Genomic DNA, 19,203 nt, shown 5'->3' on the forward strand with positions numbered 1-19,203 from the left:
TTTTAATTGTGGCGGCGTAATCGAACACGCCTGCGGGTGGTTCGATGATGAAATACGTCCTTGTATTTCACCGCAAGCGGCCAGCTGAAGCTGTTCAAAGTGGTTCCGGACCACTTTTGTCCGCCTCTGGGCACCATTATTCAAAAGCCTCGCATTAGCGGGGCTTTTTTGTTTCCGCGCTCTGTTTTAATTGTGGCGGCGTAATCGAACACGCCTGCGGGTGGTTCGATGATGAAATACGTCCTTGTATTTCACCGCAAGCGGCCAGCTGAAGCTGTTCAAAGTGGTTCCGGACCACTTTTGTCCGCCTCTGGGCACCATTATTCAAAAGCCTCGCATTAGCGGGGCTTTTTTGTTTCCGCGCTCTGTTTTAATTGTGGCGGCGTAATCGAACACGCCTGCGGGTGGTTCGATGATGAAATACGTCCTTGTATTTCACCGCAAGCGGCCAGCTGAAGCTGTTCAAAGTGGTTCCGGACCACTTTTGTCCGCCTCTGGGCACCATTATTCAAAAGCCTCGCATTAGCGGGGCTTTTTTGTTTCCGCGTTCTGTTTTAATTGTGGCGGCGTAATCGAACACGCCTGCGGGTGGTTCGATGATGAAATACGTCCTTGTATTTCACCGCAAGCGGCCAGCTGAAGCTGTTCAAAGTGGTTCCGGACCACTTTTGTCCGCCTCTGGGCACCATTATTCAAAAGCCTCGCATTAGCGGGGCTTTTTTGTTTCCGCGTTCTGTTTTAATTGTGGCGGCGTAATCGAACACGCCTGCGGGTGGTTCGATGATGAAATACGTCCTTGTATTTCACCGCAAGCGGCCAGCTGAAGCTGTTCAAAGTGGTTCCGGACCACTTTTGTCCGCCTCTGGGCACCATTATTCAAAAGCCTCGCATTAGCGGGGCTTTTTTGTTTCCGCGTTCTGTTTTAATTGTGGCGGCGTAATCGAACACGCCTGCGGGTGGTTCGATGATGAAATACGTCCTTGTATTTCACCGCAAGCGGCCAGCTGAAGCTGTTCAAAGTGGTTCCGGACCACTTTTGTCCGCCTCTGGGCACCATTATTCAAAAGCCTCGCATTAGCGGGGCTTTTTTGTTTCCGCGTTCTGTTTTAATTGTGGCGGCGTAATCGAACACGCCTGCGGGTGGTTCGATGATGAAATACGTCCTTGTATTTCACCGCAAGCGGCCAGCTGAAGCTGTTCAAAGTGGTTCCGGACCACTTTGTCCGCCTCTGGGCACCATTATTCAAAAGCCTCGCATTAGCGGGGCTTTTTTGTTTCTGTTACATGCCGGGAAGGATTTCCTTTGGAAATGCACTTTCGCTGCTCGAAGCCTGGGGTGCTGTTAGTTTATATACAGGTGTAATTAGGGATGTGTAGTTGTATAAGTTGATTAATTAAAACCCGATTGAATGAGCAACTTTCGTGTCATATTTTCATGATAAGCTCAATCTTTGATGGTCGTATTCATCAGGGTCTTATTTGCATAGAATCTATATTCCTGGTCTTTAAATTATTAAAATTGGGTAAATAAATACTCAATTTTAATTCGCTTATATTTAATCTCAGTATGCAATACCTTTAAGTACCCCTCTAAAATTGACTCTTCTTGGTTATCTTTTTTATTTAATTGTTATTTAATGTTTTCGGTGTTTTTATTGTGTTGTTTTGCGTGTGCTTTTGAAATAACATATGTAAACAACTTAATTTTAATAAATAAAATCAGGTCAAAATCTGCATGGCTAATCGACTCTCAATTTTGTTTGTTTTTCTGAGCTTCCTCATCATCAATTGTTCCATGGCATCGGAGTTTAAGCAGGCATATGCGCCTATTAAAGTCGGGCCAAGAGTCATTATGATCCCAATTGAACGTACTCCTGATGCGCCTATTTATGTTTCGGTTAAACCTGATAGTGCAGGTGATACATTGGTGTGGACGGCTGCGCGTTTAGCAAAATATTATCGGATCGAACAATTTGTTGACGGCAAATGGGAGATGGTAAACGCGAATGTGTCAGGGACCCGGTACACAATGCCTGCAACAGCATCGGGCGTTTATCGTGTGACAGCATGTGACGAATATGGATGTGCTGTGGCGAAGCAGCAAAACAGAGTAGTCAGCGAACCATTTTCGGTCAAAGCTTTCTATAGCAATCGCAGTCAGGTTGATGATTACGGGTTGGTAGAAGTAAGTTGGCAAGTTAGCGGAGCCGCCACTGTATCCATAATGAAATCGACACAGGACGGAGCTACATATAGTTGGAACGCGCTGAATCCAACTCAAGGAACTCTAAAAAGCCATTTAAGTAGCATGTCCAGCTTCACACTGACAGCCCATGACTTTGGTGGTAAATCAACTTCGAGAGTACTTTCAATCGCAACTTTACCTGAAAACCCGGTTGAGTTGAACGGTGTAAAAGGCAGCTTTCTTCAGCCTTTATTTTTGTCCGGCCTTGATGTTATTGAGCGTTCTGTTCTGGAATACGAAGATAATCTGTATTTTGCAACGCATGGTGGCAGGTTGCATCGCTATTCGGTGACCAAAGAAGCTGGCAAGATTATTGACTGGCATGGGGGTTGGGACATACCCCTGGTCGGGGTGGTGAACAGCGCCCCGATAATTGAAGGGGATAAACTCTTTTTTACGATTAGCATGCGTAATGGCAAAGGAAAGGTATGTAGTGCGTTTTTAGCTGATGGCAAGATGCATTCATGCAGTGAAGAGAAGAGCAGCAATGTGCTCGCCAGCCCTGTAATCATTAACCAAGCTCCATCAAGCAACCTGAGTGCAGTCAGCACATTCTTTACAGAATCCCAAAATGTAGAGAGTGGGGTATACGTTTTTCAGCGTGATGGTTTGATACAAGTCTTAGACCCAAATGACCTGAGTATCGTACTCAATGAGTATCGAATTGGGGGAGTAAGCGCTGAATTTATAAACACACCTTCGCTCATTACCGACGATTCGGGCGAGCGTCAGCAATTTATTATGCAAAATAGTGAAAATGAGATTTTTGGAGTTGATGTGCCGACACGGACCGTACCATCCACTATTAGTAATACGATGAACCAATGGTTTGGCTCAGAGCAAACGCAAACTCCTTCTACAAATAATCAAATACAAATATTACCAGTGGTGTGGAGGGAAAAGCTGTGAGTTTATTCAAATCAATTGTACTGGCCTGTTTCACGCTACTAACCTGCACAGTGCAAGCCTATACCGCACGTGTACCTGTATGTAATGCCTCTGATCTACATGCGATTACCGGCGAAGAAAAACATGTGACGCTTGGAAGTGATACAGCAAGTTACACTTTTAGTAGCAAACCTTATCAACAGCTTACGCTAAAACGGGGAACCACGACCCTAAGCCGTAGTTCTACCTATACTTCCCTGTATTACACTTTTCCCAGTAAAGGTGTATACACAGTGTCACTTAGATTGATGAATCATAATAGTGAAAGCGATCCAGAATACTATTGCGATAGAGACATCAAAGTAAATGATAATACCGCGCCAGAATTAGTGTCTGCGACTTACTCGGGAACTGATAATGAAGTCAGTTATGATGCACGGAGTGCTTTTAGTAAAGTTATATTTAAAGATGTAAATAAAGATGTCACCTCTTTCAAACTGTCATACGAAATATACTTAAATGGCGTTAAGAGAGAAGACAGCGGTGCTACAAGAGTATGCGATTTAAAACTAAATAAGGATGGTTTCTACGAGTGTGGCAAATCTATCTGGAAAAGCCAATTTATTGCGAATGCGACCTACAAATTTAAAGCAGTTTTAGAAGATAGCAAAGGTAATACTGCCTCGCATACCTATTCATATTTGATCAAAGAGGAAAATACGCCCCCTACGCTCCAAGTAAAAATAGATGGCACAGAAGCCGAGGATGGGGGGGAATATGAGGTCGTGTCGGGTGATAACCTAACCTTAGAAGTGAAAGGGCATGATAATGATGACGGTTACTCTAATCGAATAGACAAAATAGAGCTCAATATAGGTAATGGTTATACTGATGTAGCCTCTTTTACCGATAACACCTGTGAGCGCTCTACACGTACGCTGAAGTGCACTGGAATCGTCATCCCGGTCACACAACCTATCTCAGGGATGGAAGTCCGAGTGACAGACCGCGCAGGTGCAAGCCAAACAAAATCGTTTAATGTTAGTTTGGCAACGCCACCGGAAGTGACTTTAGCTGCAACGAATACCAGTCCCTTTATCGATGAATCTGTGACTTTAACGGCAACTGCCAGCCATACGTCTGGCATAAAAGAGTACAAGATTTGCCGTGCACCGGGTAATTATCAGGCGATCAACAATGGGTGTGCTACGGCGGTAAAAACGTGTAGTACCAGTAGTACTAATTGTACAATGACCCTGGATGCACCTGGTCAGTCGGGTCAGTTTACATACTATGCTTATGCGGTGACGAATGAAGGCGCTTCCAATGCCTTTTCGCAAGTGATCAATTATGCGAACTTTTTTGGAATTTCTGTAAAAGCGCCAACCAAGTCATCTTACCTTATAGGCCTATTTCCTCTTGATTTTACGGTGTATGCGTCAGCCTTTTCTCGGCGTACTGCTGACGGTAAAGTGCCTAAACTGACTTCCTTGACCTTATACAGAAATGGCACGCCAGTAACTGACGGTATCAGTATTTCACCTTCTATAGATAATTTAGAGCTGCCTTTGGCCAGCTCTTCAGCAGATGCAAAGCGTATAAGCTTCAGTTGGAGGCCATCTAATAAGGATGCAGGGGACAATATTGAGCTTACCTTAGTGGCGACAGATAATGATGGCAATTCATCTACGGCTCGCCTCCCTGGGATCGCGCTCATTGAGGAAAAAGTGGATGAGCCTGAGGTACCTGAGATCCAATTAAAGGACCTGGGAGCCGGTTTGATTGAAGTAAACTTCTCACGATTTAGAAATACGAGCAGGCTTAATATGCGGGCGACCTTGGATGGTGCTCCCTACCCGATGAAAGCAAGTGAGGTCAACGTTTACGGTAAGATTTCATATTTAACGACGATCCAGACCAAGTTTGCGGACCATGGTAAGCGACTCCGGGTGTATGCATATGGAACGAGAATTCATAACCGGGAACTTATTCAGGGTGAAGAAGGCAGCTCAGAACTAATAACGGTCGTAAACCATGAGACCAAGTCTCATGCACCGGTGTTTAACAGTGATATCACGCAAGCAGGTGGTCATTTTACGCTGAACTGGGCTGCTAACACTGATGGCGTCACACAAAGCTATCAATTAGCGGCCTGGAAAGGGCTGCCCAGTGACAGGTCCCGGGCACCTCATTCTGTGCTGGCAACCACCACGGGCACAAGCCACCAGGTCACAGACATAGTTCGGGGTCATTATACCTATGAAATCCGTGCCTGTAACAGCCAGGGGGTGTGTACCGCAGGCCAACAACATACCGTTGAGCATATCGCGCCCTATATTGATACAGCGAAGATAGAGGAATGTGGTGCTGAGTGTACTGAGCCTAAAGCCAAAGTGACGGTTTCCGGGGTCGGATTTAGTGCGTCTCAGTCCGCTCTTTATGCCCGTTTACGAGGAACGGGGGATACGTTTTACATCCCACCGCAGAGCTTGTCATTAAACGGATACACGCTAACAGGCACATTACCAGAAATAGTGCATGATGGCTTGCTGGACAATGGGGTAGAGATAACCATTACAAATGGCGTGTTGTCGGGTGATGCTGAAAACAATACATACCTGGAAAACACCATTATTTTAGATGAAACGGGGTCAGCACAGCGGCCTAACCTCCGTGGGCGTGAGTTCACGGTCAGTGAAAATAAAGTATTGTATGTTGGTGGTGAAGAAGGCGGCCTTAAAGCACATAAAGTAAATCTGGATGGTGATCTTCAATATTTGTGGACTTACCCTGAATCAAACCATCAGAATGTTCCGGTTACCGCTAAGCCTCTAGTCAGGCTCGAGCCTATTGCTGAAACTGCCGGCGCCAGAAAAATAGACAATATCTACTTTGGTTCACTGAACCATCATTTCTACCGTCTGACTTATGATCCGATAGCGAACCTGGAAGTGACTACAAAATGGCAATTCCAAACACAAGGTGAGATCCGCGCCGGTGCGCAATTTGATCAAAATAATGCCCTGTTAATTGGCTCTATGGATGAAGCGCTTTATTCACTGGATGCAAAAACGGGGTTAGCGAACTGGCATTATACATTCCCGCGCAGTGGCGGGATTGTGATGCCGCCTAAGGTATCAGCTTCCGGACATATCTATGTCACGACAGCAGATAGAGAGGTACACGTCATCGATCAGCGTATGATTGGTGCCAATGCTGTGAAATGGCAGGAAATCGATGCTTTAGCGCTGCAATTCGAAGACGAAATAAAAGAGTGGGAAGCTCAGTGGTGGCATCCGGACCAAAATACCGATGGTCTTGTGGTTTTGACGAAAGCCATGCTGGTCCTGTTACAAAGAACACCCAGTAAAACTGAGTTGAGTTTTATGGCTTACCTGATGGTTAATGGCCACCCGCTCAATGAAATGATCAATGCACTGATTAACATTGACCCCGCCTTGTCTGAGTCGTCCAATGCACAATTCATCAGTACGTTATTTGAATACTTGCTGTTAAAAGACGGCGCTGATCAGGTGTTGAGTGGCGCCAAATATGGCTCTGGTGATCAGGCTTATTGGGTCGGCGTTCTCGAAATGGGGGTTACCCGGGCTGATGTGATCATTGACCTGTTGGGACAGAGCAGCAACCAATATGAAGCGGCTGCTTTTAACCTGCTTAAATACTTCTATGGTCATTGCTTAGTAAGTGACTACTGTGATTTTGATTATGACAGTGATAAAGATGGGCTGAGTGACAGGTTAGAAGAAGCAATCGGCACTAATCCTGCGGATCATCGAGATGGCCTGCATATCCCCACATTAAGCGCAACGGAGCAAAGTGGCATAATCGAATTCATGCTGACAGCACCGGGGCGGGTTGAAGAATATCAACTGTATGCGCTGCAGCCTGGCAACCCTCAGTATCAACTGTTTGCAACCCTGGATGCTGACAAAACCAAAGCCGATAATGTCGGTGCACTTACCAAAATATTTAAACAAAACGGCAGTTATCAGTTTAAGGCACTGGCATGTGTAAAACTCCCGGACTCTCTTGCGGATAAAGTGGTATCTCGTTGTAGTAACAATTACTCCAATGAAGCGCAAGTTATCATCACTAGCTCGGCTGTAGAGGGAAGCCCGTCTGTTGCGTTGCCATCCGTTGAAGTTGCACCGGAGCAAGCGCCGAGCGAAAGTGTGTTGCTTGCCCATGCTCGTTTACAACCAACCACAGGCAGTTTCCGGGTAACCGAAAGCGGCGCTGCATCTTATAGTGTGCCCATTGCGTTACCCGCGGGTATCACAGGCGTGCAGCCTGAGGTCAGTCTGAACTACAGTTCTCAAGGCGGTGATGGCTTAGTTGCTCTTGGCTGGAATTTGAGTGCGACATCGGGTATTTCACGCTGTCGGCAAACTAAAGCACAGGACGGCCAGTTTAAAGGGCTGACATTAAGTGAGGATGACCGGTATTGCCTTGATGGTCAGCGCTTGATCAGTAAAGCGGTACAAACCCACAGTGGTAGCTTCGAGGGCGAGCAAATTGCTGACGAATATATGACTGAGATAGATGCCCAGATAACCGTTTATAAATTAGGTGAGGGTAGCCAATCTCAATTTGTTGTGCTTGCAAAGGATGGCTCGGTAAAACGATACGGCGCATCAGAAACTAGTCGTACCAACCTGACGGATGCCGATGGTGTTGTTCATACCATGAGCTGGATGCTGTCAGAAGTGAAAGACAACCTGGGCCACCAAAGCACGACCATCAACTATGTTTACACAGAGCTGACAGACCCAGATCACAGTGCAAACTCTGAAAAAGTCCTGTCAGAAATTAACTATAGTGGTAACCGAGTCGTGTTTACCCATGAGGTAGGGGCGCTGCGCCATGCAGGCTACGTAGATACAGCAAAAGTAACTCAGTTTGCACGCCTGAGCAATATTGAGGTATTTAATCATGAGGGGGCGGAGCTTGCCCATTATGATCTGGATTTTGTGGATGCGGTCAATGGCACTCGCCTGCTGCAAAGTATTGCACATTGCCGTGGCAGTGTTTGCCGTGCCCCTGTTTCCTTCAGGTATGATGCTTTTGCCAACAAACTGGACTTTGAAGCGTTTAGCAATGTGTATTCAAAAGAGCGGATGGATAATGCATTGTCGTCTGTCACTTTGGCCGACTTAAAAGCCACAGGTCTGGCACAACTGGTCACGCTGGAACAGACAGACAAGGGTGCTAAGCGTTATACATTGTGCGTTTATCAGGGTCATACCTATCAAGCGGCCGAAGAGCTGGCATGCCGGGATATATACCGAAAAGATGATCAGGAAAGTGTCAGTATGTTTGCCATAGATCATGATTTGGATGGCCGACAGACTCTGATGATCAATTTGCGGTCAGAGCATACGTCTGATGCCAATCCAGGTTATTGGGCCCATTATGCACTGAGCGACAACAATCAGCTGCAAACACTGAGTCTGCCAGAAGGCTGGCCTGCTAATCATTACATGCGTGAAATCAAACCTGCCGATCTGAATGGCGATGGCTACGCAGACCTGGTGTATAAGCATAAAAAAGACGACCCCAACTTGTACGTCAGGTTAGCAGATCCTGAAACCAAAGCATTTGGTCATCAGTACGTGCTCGGTACTGACGTGGGCGAAGGTAATTTTTATGGCTACGGCGACTTTACGAGTAAGGGCACAGACTGGCATGTCATCGATATGAACTTTGACGGCCTGGCAGATATTGTTGCGCTGAAATGTAACTCTACCCACTGTAACAATGACGACGCTAAACGTCTGGCGGTGCACTATAACCAGGGAGAAACTGGCTATGGCGGATTTAATCCTTTCCTGACAGAAACGATAGCATCGGATGAGAAAATAGAATTGTTAACGCCAAGTGACGTCAATGGCGATGGCCTGGTGGATCTGATGTATCTGGCTACGCCCACGTACAATCATGATGTAAAGCAGTGGCATGTACAGCTTAATCAATCCAGTGAGCGAGTTAAATTCAGAAGGGTGTTTATTGCGACAGCCAAATCCAGCAATGACGCTTTGTCGGTCAGCGAGCTGATTCCACCTATGTCGATGGACATAGACAAAAATGGCAAAGCGGACCTGTTCTTCAAAGAAAAGAACACGAAAAAATGGCGTCGGTATGAGTGGTCAACTCAAAGTGAGAGTTTCACAAAGCTCAGTGACAACGCGTTTGAGCTTGCCGTGGATACCAGAGGCGGAGACTTTGCCTTTTTCAGTGATTACGATGGCAATGGTGTTGCAGACATTCTGATTAAACACGACTACGGTGTCAGTGTCAGGTATAACCTGAGTCAGCGCCCCACAGCAGGCATGTTGCTTGAGGTCAATCAAGGGTATGCCGGTCATACAAACAACACGACTATCCACTATGGGCTAATGTCGGACAGAGCGGTTTATACAGACCTTAACGATGACCTGACGACAGATTTAGGGATCTTCAATGCGCAACAGCTATTAGTCAGCAAGATGACTGGCGCGGGTGTATTGGTTGCCAGTGTTGAAACCGACAGCCCGAGCAATCGCAGTGGCGCCTTGTCGGCCGACACAGCGAAAGTGGATTATCACTATCAGGGCGCACGCGTGCAATTTGGGGGTCGCGGACCACTGGGCTTTAAAGCGCTTAAGACCACCACACAAAAAGATGGCAAGACTTTTGAGACGACCACACGCTACCATCAGGCATTTCCGTTCACCGGCATGCCGTACTCAACCCAAAAACGAATGCAAACAGCAGACACCAGTGAACTGCTCAGCATCTCGGTTAACGAGTACAGCAAGCATAAAACGCAGCAGCTCAATGATGTGACCGCTTATCGGGTTTACAATTCGGATAGCCGTGAATGTACCGCCGTAGTTGATTCAGGAATGAGTGTGAGTGCTTACACTTGTACAGATACAACAACCTTACAAGATACATATGGCAATGTTGAAAACCTGACCGTGAATACCTACGAGGTGGATGCCTCCAGTGCTGAGTATTTCACCACAGTTGGGGCAACGGGCACTGTGCAGCACAGTGTTGTCACCGAAAACCAATATGGCACAACAGATGTGCACAAGCGCTTGGGCCGATTGTCCGAAACCAAGGTGACTCACAGTGGCGCAGGTCTCACTGCGATATCTAAAACCAGTCACTTTGAATATTATCCCGAGAACCATGCCCATGAAAATATGCTTTATAAGGAGGTGGTCGGTAAAGGCTTGGGTTGTGAGTATGAGTTAACGACAGAACACTCATACGATAGCTTTGGCAACAAAGTAAAAGTGCAAAGCGAAAACACCGCATGTACAGGCGTGGAGCGTGAAACGCGCACCTCTGAAACTATCTTTGATGCGCAAGGGCGTTTCGTCCTCCACACTAAGAAAAGTGGTAGCAAAAGTACACTGTCGTTGATTTCCGAAAAAGTCCGTACCGTCGAGATAGGGCGGCATAGTTATACACGCCGCAATGTATTCGGCCAGCCGCTTGAGCTGATTGACAATAACGGTGTATTGACCAACTTAACCTATGACCATTTTGGCGGAAAAGTGGGGTCTTACAGTAAGACCGGAGCTCAGGCATATAGCTATTTCACGGCGTGTGGATCGAATGAAAACTGTGTGGTACGTCTGAATAAAGAAGTTAACGGCGTACTGCGCGAAAAACACTCGCTGGATAAAATGGGACGCACTTATTCAGTGAGCAAGCTGACAGTACTTGAGAACCAGTGGCTGACCTCAGAATATCAGTTTGATCGTTACGGTCGTAATGATGTGGTTATTGAGGCTGGCTCAAAGGCTGTGACAAGCACCTATGATGCGCTAGACAGGGTAACGAATGTCTACGACGCAAATTCTGGCACAGAATCAGAGACAAAGTTTGAGGGTCGAAAGACCACAGTTACTGTCAGGGGCTCTGATATCCGTGATCAGGTTAAATCTACGCTGAGTAATGCCATAGGCCAGACAGTGCAGGTGATAGACAACATTAATCACACGCTGGACTATACCTACAACGCACTGGGTGCTCAGCTCACCGTTCAGTCATCGGCAGAAGCGGCCAATGATCGCCTGCTGAGTACCATTACTTATGACGACATGGGTCGTAAAGAGTCTGTGCAGGATTCAGACAGAGGCTATTGGCAATACACGTACAATGCCTTTGGCGAACTACTTACGCAAACTGATGCACGTGGTGTGAAACTGACCATGGATTACGACTTCTTAGGTCGAAAAATCAAACAGGAGCAAACGACGCCAGAGGGGGTGTTTGCCGAAGGCACCAGTACTTGGGTGTATGGAGATACAAACGACACCGTTCATCGCTTGATATCAAGTTCGCAGGGCTCTGACTGGGGGCAAACCTATTATTACGACCAATTAGGGCGTGCAGCAGCAACGCTGACGTCACTGGATAGTACGAGCCAGTGCGCAGGGCAAGTCAGTTTTGTAGGGTCAACGGGTGATTTACGTATTACGGATGGCTCAAACCTGGATCCAATTGACAATCTCTGTGTGATCCAACAGAGCTTCTATGATAGCTACAGCCGTTTGGCCTTACAGTTTGATGACTACCGTCGTGATGAACAGGGCGAATTTATAGAAGCGCGCGGTGTTGCTATGACTTACCAAAACGGTCAGCTGCTGGCAAAAACAGAGGCGCGTAATAGCAATAAGGGCCAGGTTTACTACAAAGTGACGGCGCTCAATGCCCGTGGTCAGGTCACCACGTACGAAAAAGGCGGCGTGACCATGAACATCACCTATGACCAAAAGGGCATGGTCGAAAAGATTGCAGACAGCAACTTTGCAATTCAAAGTGACGTTTACAGCTTTGACAGCCTGGGCAATTTGATAAGCCGCAAGCAGATAGGCATGGACACCCGCACTTATCATTATGATGATATGAACCGAGTGCTGGGGGTAAACAACGTCGATCTGTTCAAGTACTCTGCATCGGGTAATTTAACCGAGAAAGCGGATTATCTGATTGGTACAGACGTTGACTGTCCTGGCTATGAAGGCTCATCTGTGCTGGTGTTGGGTCGCTGGACTCAGCGATATGGTGAAGACAATACGCCACTACATGCTATCTCTTCACGAAGCCGTATAGCAAGTTCGAGCTGTTTGGGCACACTGCCTGCTAAGACAGAGTCCTTTAGTTTTGATGCCAATGGTAATCAGATAGCGCGCTCAGGTAGTGATGGCACTACGTCAATTGAGTACAGTGCGCGTAATAAAGCGGTTGAAATGACGGGCAATGGTGAGACTGTCACCTTCAGGTATGATGCGAATAATCGTCGCTACAAGCGAGTGGATGGGTCAAAAACAGTATATTACGTGGGTGCTCTGGAGCTGACCAAGCCAAAAGGTGAGGACGGCAAGTCTGTGATTAACCGTTATATCGGCAACGACGCACAACAAACCTACTATGATACAGGGATGAGCAAAACCAAGTGGTTGTTTACCGACCATCAGGGGTCCACCATTGTCGTGACTAATAGCGAACATAAGGTCCTGACACGTTATGCGTACGATATATTTGGTAAGCAGCGTGAGGTTGAGCAGAATTCAGAGCTGATGGGCGATGTGTTCAACAATATAAGTGACAACCTGAGAGCCTATACAGGGCATGAGCCGGTGTCACTGGGCGGCGACAAGCGTATCATTCATATGAATGGTCGGATCTACGATGCAGAGACTGGCCGGTTTATGCAGGCGGATCCTGTGGTGCAGGCGCCTTCGAATCTTCAAAACTATAACGCTTATTCTTATGTGTTGAATAATCCGCTGTCATATACGGATCCTAGTGGGTATTTGTTTAAGAAGTTACATAAGCTCACGAAGAAGATAAACCGTCAAATCATCAGAGGTGTGGTAAAAGTATTTGGTGCAGAAATTACCAGTATTGCGGGGAATATGCTGACAGCCTTTTGTGGACCAGCTCAGGCTGCATGTGCTGCGGCATGGAACTATGAGTTTACCAGAGCGATGGGTGGCAGTTCATCTCAGGCATTTAAGGCTGGCTTAACTTCTGTCGCAACGTCTCAATTAGGAGGGGGCGGCGGCTTTGAAAATGTATTCGCTCGCTTTATGTTTGATGGTATTGTTGGCGGCATTATGAGTGACATAAATGGCGGCAATTTCGGCCATGGCTTCTGGGCAGCTGGACTTAATAGCGCAGTTGGGGGAGGGAACTATGTTAGTAACCCTATTGGGAATGTTCTAATCTCAGCTGTTGTTGGCGGTACAATTTCAAAAGTAACCGGAGGGAAGTTTAAAAATGGTGCTTATAGTGCGGCTTTTGTTACGGCGATGAGGACGGATTGGGGTATTGCGATGGGGCAGGAAGGTGATTTGGACTATGGCCTAGATGGTTTATCAGAAGAGCAAAAACAAAGAAATTATGAAATGAACTTAAATTATGTGAAAAAAGGAATGGAAGCTACAAGAGATATCTTAGGTGACGAAATAACGTTGCCAAAAATAGAAGTTGTGGACCAAACTGAACTAGGGATACGTAAGGCAGAAGTTGACTGTGGGATGTTAGGTTGTGAGCCTAACATGCGAATTAGCAAACAGTATTTACAAAGTGGAAAGTTTTCCGCTAGCTATTATTTAGGATCGGCATATCATGAACTGATGCACTTTAATGACCCAAATTTTACAAATTACAAGTCAGGTATGTACGAAAGGTTTTTTGGATATGGTTCTAGTAGCAGGCACAAACAGATTATAGATAATACTGGTATATTAAGCCGAGAGACTACTCTTTATGGGACTCAACTGAGAGCGATTAGTGATAGGTTTAAAAAACTGATAGGTAACTAAAATGAAGTTAACTTTATTTATTTTGCTTTTTATTTTTATTTTTTCAATATTTACTGTAAAAGTTATAGATGATGATAAAGTTGATATAGTTGATATAGTTGATTTGGATCTCGTTCAAATATCTAAAGCCTTGGAGATTTATAAAGGTCTTTATGGTTTTTATCCTGAAAGCTCGATATGGATTAGTGCTCTTACAGAAGATAATGATGATATAGGAGGGAGTGCAATTATAGAAAGTATACCGAAGGATGCCTTTGGTGAAAGTTACATCTATAACTACCCTTCTAAATGTAACGGTGGAGAGTATGACTTGTACTCTAAGGGAGAAAATAGAATAGATGAATGTAAAAGTGGAGATGATTTAGTTGTGCCGAATTGATTGAAATTTCAAGTGACATATATGGACGCTCCAGCGATGTCAAGCCGAGTAGGCCTGCGGGGTAGCGAGTTTTCGTTATCCCGTTCGTTCTTTTATCTGTTTTGCCATGCCTGATGTTTGGCCCAGTCCGCTATAAATGTGTTGCTCTGACATATATCCGGGCTTGACTGATTATTCAGCGCCCCTAATGTGTTCCGAGCCGAGAAGATTTGCAGAGACACCCATTCAAGATTTGCTTGCAGTTGACGAGTTACACGGACACCCACCCAAAATCGTAGACATTCAGTTCGGATTTTTGGTGGGTGATGAGATGGGCGCTTCGAAATCAACGTTAGTGCGCCACGCGGATATCCAGAATGGTTGAATGGACATCCGCCCGAAACTGGCGTACGTAAGGTACACCGTCTACCTTTAGATAATACTCAATGGATTGAGGATGATAGATTAAACAAATATAAAAGACACCCAATCTAAAGCCCCTGCACCCGCCGGGGCTTTTTTGTTTCTGGTCGTATGTCACCGATTTTGTGGTCACATCTGTTTAGCGGATTTGCAGAGACACCCATTCAAGATTGGCTTGCAGTTGACAACTTTCCTGGTGGGTGTCTCTGCAAATGTTCTGTAAATGTTTTGGTCACTTAGGTAGTCATGCCCTTGCTGGTGGCATCATGGCAGAGTTACAAGGTGGCATTTTCGGACATGGTTTCTGGAGTGCAGGGATCACACGCTAATCTCCATTAAAGGAAGTTACACTCGAGTCAGGTTTGATTATGGTCGATTGCATAAGGGGGGCGTTGGCTGGCACTCTACAATAAGGGTTAGATTTGGTAATTGGCAGTTTGGAAATACGCGACGACGTACGTGGTATCCACCGTTTAAAAGGATCAATTAATAGATATGAATTATAACTTTCACGGCACAAACACTATATCAATAGGCTGTTTTGATGAATTCGATGTTAATTGCTCTATAAATCTTATGAGGATCTTTTATGAGCTAAAGAAAGGGACTGATTGTTTATATGTATACTGCTTTAGACTTTGCAGTACTGACGAATCAGCTGTTCTAAAGATAATCGATAAATGTACTAAGATGGGAGGCTTTAGAAGCATTGAATTTGATGGTTTTCAGCTATCATTTTTTGTAGATGCTAACTTTGAATTTAAGGTTATAGCAAAAGTGCTGTCGGAGCTTTTTTTTACCTTCGAGTCACCATTTTTCTTTTTTTCAAAGCGAGCTGTCAATAATGAGAAGATTTTTCAATTTCTGAGTGATTCAGGTGCATCTTCTTCAATGATCACCTCTTTATTTACAGGATATGTTGCTTACAAGGAAGTAGAAGATGATATTTTATGGATTAGAAAAAGCGAGTCAGAATCCTTTGAATGTATAAGAGTTACATAGAGTTACATGGGCAGCCACCTAAAATTGGCGTACGTAAGGTACGCCGTCTACCTTTAGGTAATACTCAATGGATTGAGGATGATTGATTATGCCAATGGCAAGGAAGAAGCAGGTCAGCTTATCAGAGAACAACGGTTGAATGGACATCCACCAAAAATTGGCGTACGTAAGGTACACCGTCTACCTTTAGATAATACTCAATGGATTGAGGATGATAGATTATGCCAATGGCAAGGAAGAAGCAGGTCAGCTTATCAGGTACTAAGTACTACCACTGTATATCCCGGTGCGTTCGCCGGGCATTTCTGTGCGGTAAAGACCGCCTCACGGGCAAGTCTTATGAACATCGGCGAGACTGGGTTGAGGAAAAATTGCTGACCCTTGCGAAGGTGTTTTGCATTGATGTGTGTGGCTATGCGGTTATGAGCAATCATACGCATATTGTGTTGTATGTGGATGATAAGAAAGCACAAAGGTTATCAGATAAAGCGATAGTGCTTCGCTGGCATAAGTTGTTTAAGGGCAACTGGTTGACGCACAAGTTCATTAGTGGTGATGGGCTGAGCGAGTCAGAGCACAGTATGCTTGATGCAGACATCAGTGAATTCAGAACACGCCTTGCTAGCATCAGCTGGTTCATGCGGGTGCTTAATGAAGGCATTGCCCGCCGGGCAAACAAAGAAGATGGTTGCACAGGTCGATTTTGGGAAGGAAGATTCAAGTCACAAGCCTTGCTGGATGAAGCGGCACTGGCAGCGTGCCTGGCTTATGTTGACCTGAACCCAATCAGAGCCAAAATGGCAGAGACACCGGAAACGTCAGACTACACCAGCATTAAAAAACGTATTGATTATGCACGGCAAGGAAAGCAACCTAAGAGCTTACTGCGCTTTGCAGGTAACCCAAGAAAGCACATGCCTAAAGGACTGCCGTTTGAGCTGACCTATTACATACAGTTAGTTGAATTAACAGGCCGATGCATGCGTGCAGATAAGCGGGGTTATATCAGCGATAGCCAGCCTTTGCTGACACGATTGCAAATAGAGCTAGGCAACTGGCTCAAGCTCACTACGCAATTTACGAAGGTCTTTCATGGCGCGGTAGGGCGAAAGCAAGCGATGACGGATTACTGTGAGCATCTTTATAAAAGACGACGCGCCAACTTGACTCAGTGCGAACGGTTACTGGGTTAACACTTTTCCGTAAGTACCATTTCGATGTATCCAAATTCAGGCTTGGGTGCGAACTCATCTTGTCCAAATCAGATTATTTTCTAAGATTTCGTGCTTAAACATACGATTTTCATTGCTCAGAGCCTATAGAAAGCGCAGCATTTGATAGTCTTGCATTTCGACTTTGAACCTGTCCACAATAGTTCTGTGAATTTTCGGGTGGGTGTCACTCAAAAAAGTTCCGTAGATGCATATATTTTTATATTAATGACACAAATACCGAGATGTATCTCAAATTTAGAGGTATGAGCGATGACTTCCCAACTACTTCTTTCATTTTGAGCCATCTTGAACCAGGTAGAACGTATTTCTATGAAAGAGATTTGATTGCTTCTCGTGATGCCAGTAAGGAAATTTTTGTTGAGTCTACAAAAGAAGCTGTCACTGAGGCTTGTAATCGATTGGGGTTTTAAGAGTTCAAGTTAAATTAAAGAGATAAGTACGAAGTCACAGCAGTGACTTTTATGCTCAGAGCTAATAGGAAGCGCAGCAGTCAATCATCTAGGACAAACGGGTGGGTGTCACTCAAAAAAGTTTGAGCGATGACTTCCCAACTACTTCTTTCATTTTGAGCCATCTTGAACCAGGTAGAGCGTATTTCTATGAAAGAGATTTGATTGCTTCTCGTGAGGAGCGGTTGAATGGACATCCACCCGAAACTGGCGTACGTAAGGTACGCCGTCTACCTTTAGATAATACTCAATGGATTGAGGATGATAGATTATGCCAATGGCAAGGAAGAGACAGGTCAGCTTATCAGATACAAAATACTACCACTGCATATCCCGGTGTGTTCGCCGGGCATTTCTGTGCGGTAAAGACCGCGTCACGGGCAAGTCTTATGAACATCGGCGAGACTGGGTTGAGGAAAAATTGCTGACCCTTGCAAAGGTGTTTTGCATTGATGTCTGTGGCTATGCGGTTATGAGCAATCATACGCATATTGTGTTGTATGTGGACAATAAGAAAGCACAAAGGTTATCAGATAAAGCGATAGTGCTTCGCTGGCATAAGTTGTTTAAGGGCAACTGGTTGACGCACAAGTTCATTGGTGGTGATGAGCTGAGCGCATCCGAGTATAGTATGCTGGCAGCTGATATTGCTGAATTCAGAATACGCCTTGCGAGCATCAGCTGGTTCATGCGGGTGCTTAATGAAGATATTGCCCGCAAAGCTAATAAAGAAGATGGGTGCACAGGTCGATTTTGGGAAGGGCGATTTAAGTCACAGGCCTTACTGGATGAAGCAGCACTGGCAGCGTGCCTGGCTTATGTTGACCTGAACCTAATCAGAGCCAAGTTAGCTGAGACACCGGAAACGTCAGACTACACCAGCATTAAAAAACGTATTGATTATGCACGGCAAGGAAAGCAACCTAAGAGCTTACTGCGCTTTGCAGGTAACCCAAGAAAACACATGCCCAAAGGACTGCCCTTTGAGCTGACCTATTACATACAGCTAGTTGAATTAACAGGCCGATGCATGCGTGCAGATAATCGGGGTTATATCAGCGATAGCCAGCCATTGCTGACACGGTTGCAAATAGAGCCAGACAATTGGCTCAAGCTCACTACGCAATTTACGAAGGTCTTCCATGGCGCTGTGGGGCGAAAGCAAGCGATGACAGATTACTGCGAGCATCTTCACAAAAGGCGACGTGCCAACTTGACTCAGTGCGAGCGGTTACTGGGTTAACACCTTTCCGTAAGTACCATTTCGATGTATCTAAGTTGAGGCTGGATGCGCACTCATATTGTCCAAATCTGATTATTTTCTAGAATTTCGTGCTTAAACATACGACTTTAATTGCTCAGAGCTTATAGGAAGCGCAGTATTTGATATTCTTGCATTTCGACTTTGAAACTGCCGTGATAACTTAAAAGGTGATACGGGTGGGTGTCACTTAAAAAGAGGCCTTTAGAAAAGAACCAAACAACGTAACGTCTCAAACTAGAAAGAAAAACAGCGATCCCCAGTAGCCAATCCTCTCAAGTCTCCACACATTAAAAAACCCGGTCATTAGGCCGGGCTTTGATAACTCATAGATATCAATATCGTTTTGGTTTAATCGCGCGTAATATGAATTCCGGGTGTTGTAAGGTTTTACCGGGCAAACAACTCAGGGCGTCTATATACGCCACTTAAAATCAAAAAAGACTAAAAGGATTTACGTTGTGCTAAGGCTAATATTGTTTTCAAGTATAG

General features: G+C 45.4%; 6 protein-coding genes. All 6 read left to right on the forward strand.

Annotated features, from left to right (window positions below):
- The first annotated feature begins 1,735 nt into the window (after positions 1-1,735).
- The 6 genes from PRUB_RS06100 to PRUB_RS06125 all read left to right on the forward strand — a co-directional run bounded on the left by PRUB_RS06100 (position 1,736) and on the right by PRUB_RS06125 (position 18,693).
- Positions 1,736-3,154: a hypothetical protein gene (locus PRUB_RS06100; RefSeq protein WP_010387240.1), complete on the forward strand. Its 1,419-nt coding sequence runs from the start codon at positions 1,736-1,738 to the stop codon at positions 3,152-3,154.
- Positions 3,151-13,983 carry a SpvB/TcaC N-terminal domain-containing protein gene (locus tag PRUB_RS06105; RefSeq protein WP_010387241.1) on the forward strand — a complete coding sequence of 3,611 codons (10,833 nt, stop codon included), beginning with the start codon at positions 3,151-3,153 and terminating at the stop codon, positions 13,981-13,983. Before PRUB_RS06100 ends, PRUB_RS06105 begins: the two co-directional genes overlap by 4 nt.
- Position 13,984: 1 nt before the next feature.
- Positions 13,985-14,362: a type II secretion system protein GspG gene (locus PRUB_RS06110; protein WP_010387242.1), complete on the forward strand. Its 378-nt coding sequence runs from the start codon at positions 13,985-13,987 to the stop codon at positions 14,360-14,362.
- Between the two features lie 897 nt (positions 14,363-15,259).
- On the forward strand, positions 15,260-15,766 hold the full coding sequence (locus PRUB_RS06115; protein WP_010387243.1) for a hypothetical protein: 507 nt from the start codon (positions 15,260-15,262) through the stop codon (positions 15,764-15,766).
- Positions 15,767-15,987: 221 nt separating this feature from the next.
- Positions 15,988-16,959, forward strand: a complete 972-nt coding sequence (locus tag PRUB_RS06120) for a hypothetical protein (RefSeq protein ID WP_040644749.1) — start codon at positions 15,988-15,990, stop codon at positions 16,957-16,959.
- Between the two features lie 762 nt (positions 16,960-17,721).
- A complete protein-coding gene (locus PRUB_RS06125; protein WP_198452318.1) occupies positions 17,722-18,693 on the forward strand; it encodes a transposase in 972 nt (323 codons plus the stop codon).
- The last annotated feature ends 510 nt before the right edge of the window (positions 18,694-19,203 follow it).

Origin of the sequence: Pseudoalteromonas rubra (genome assembly GCF_000238295.3) — a bacterium.
GTDB classification, from domain to species: domain Bacteria; phylum Pseudomonadota; class Gammaproteobacteria; order Enterobacterales; family Alteromonadaceae; genus Pseudoalteromonas; species Pseudoalteromonas rubra.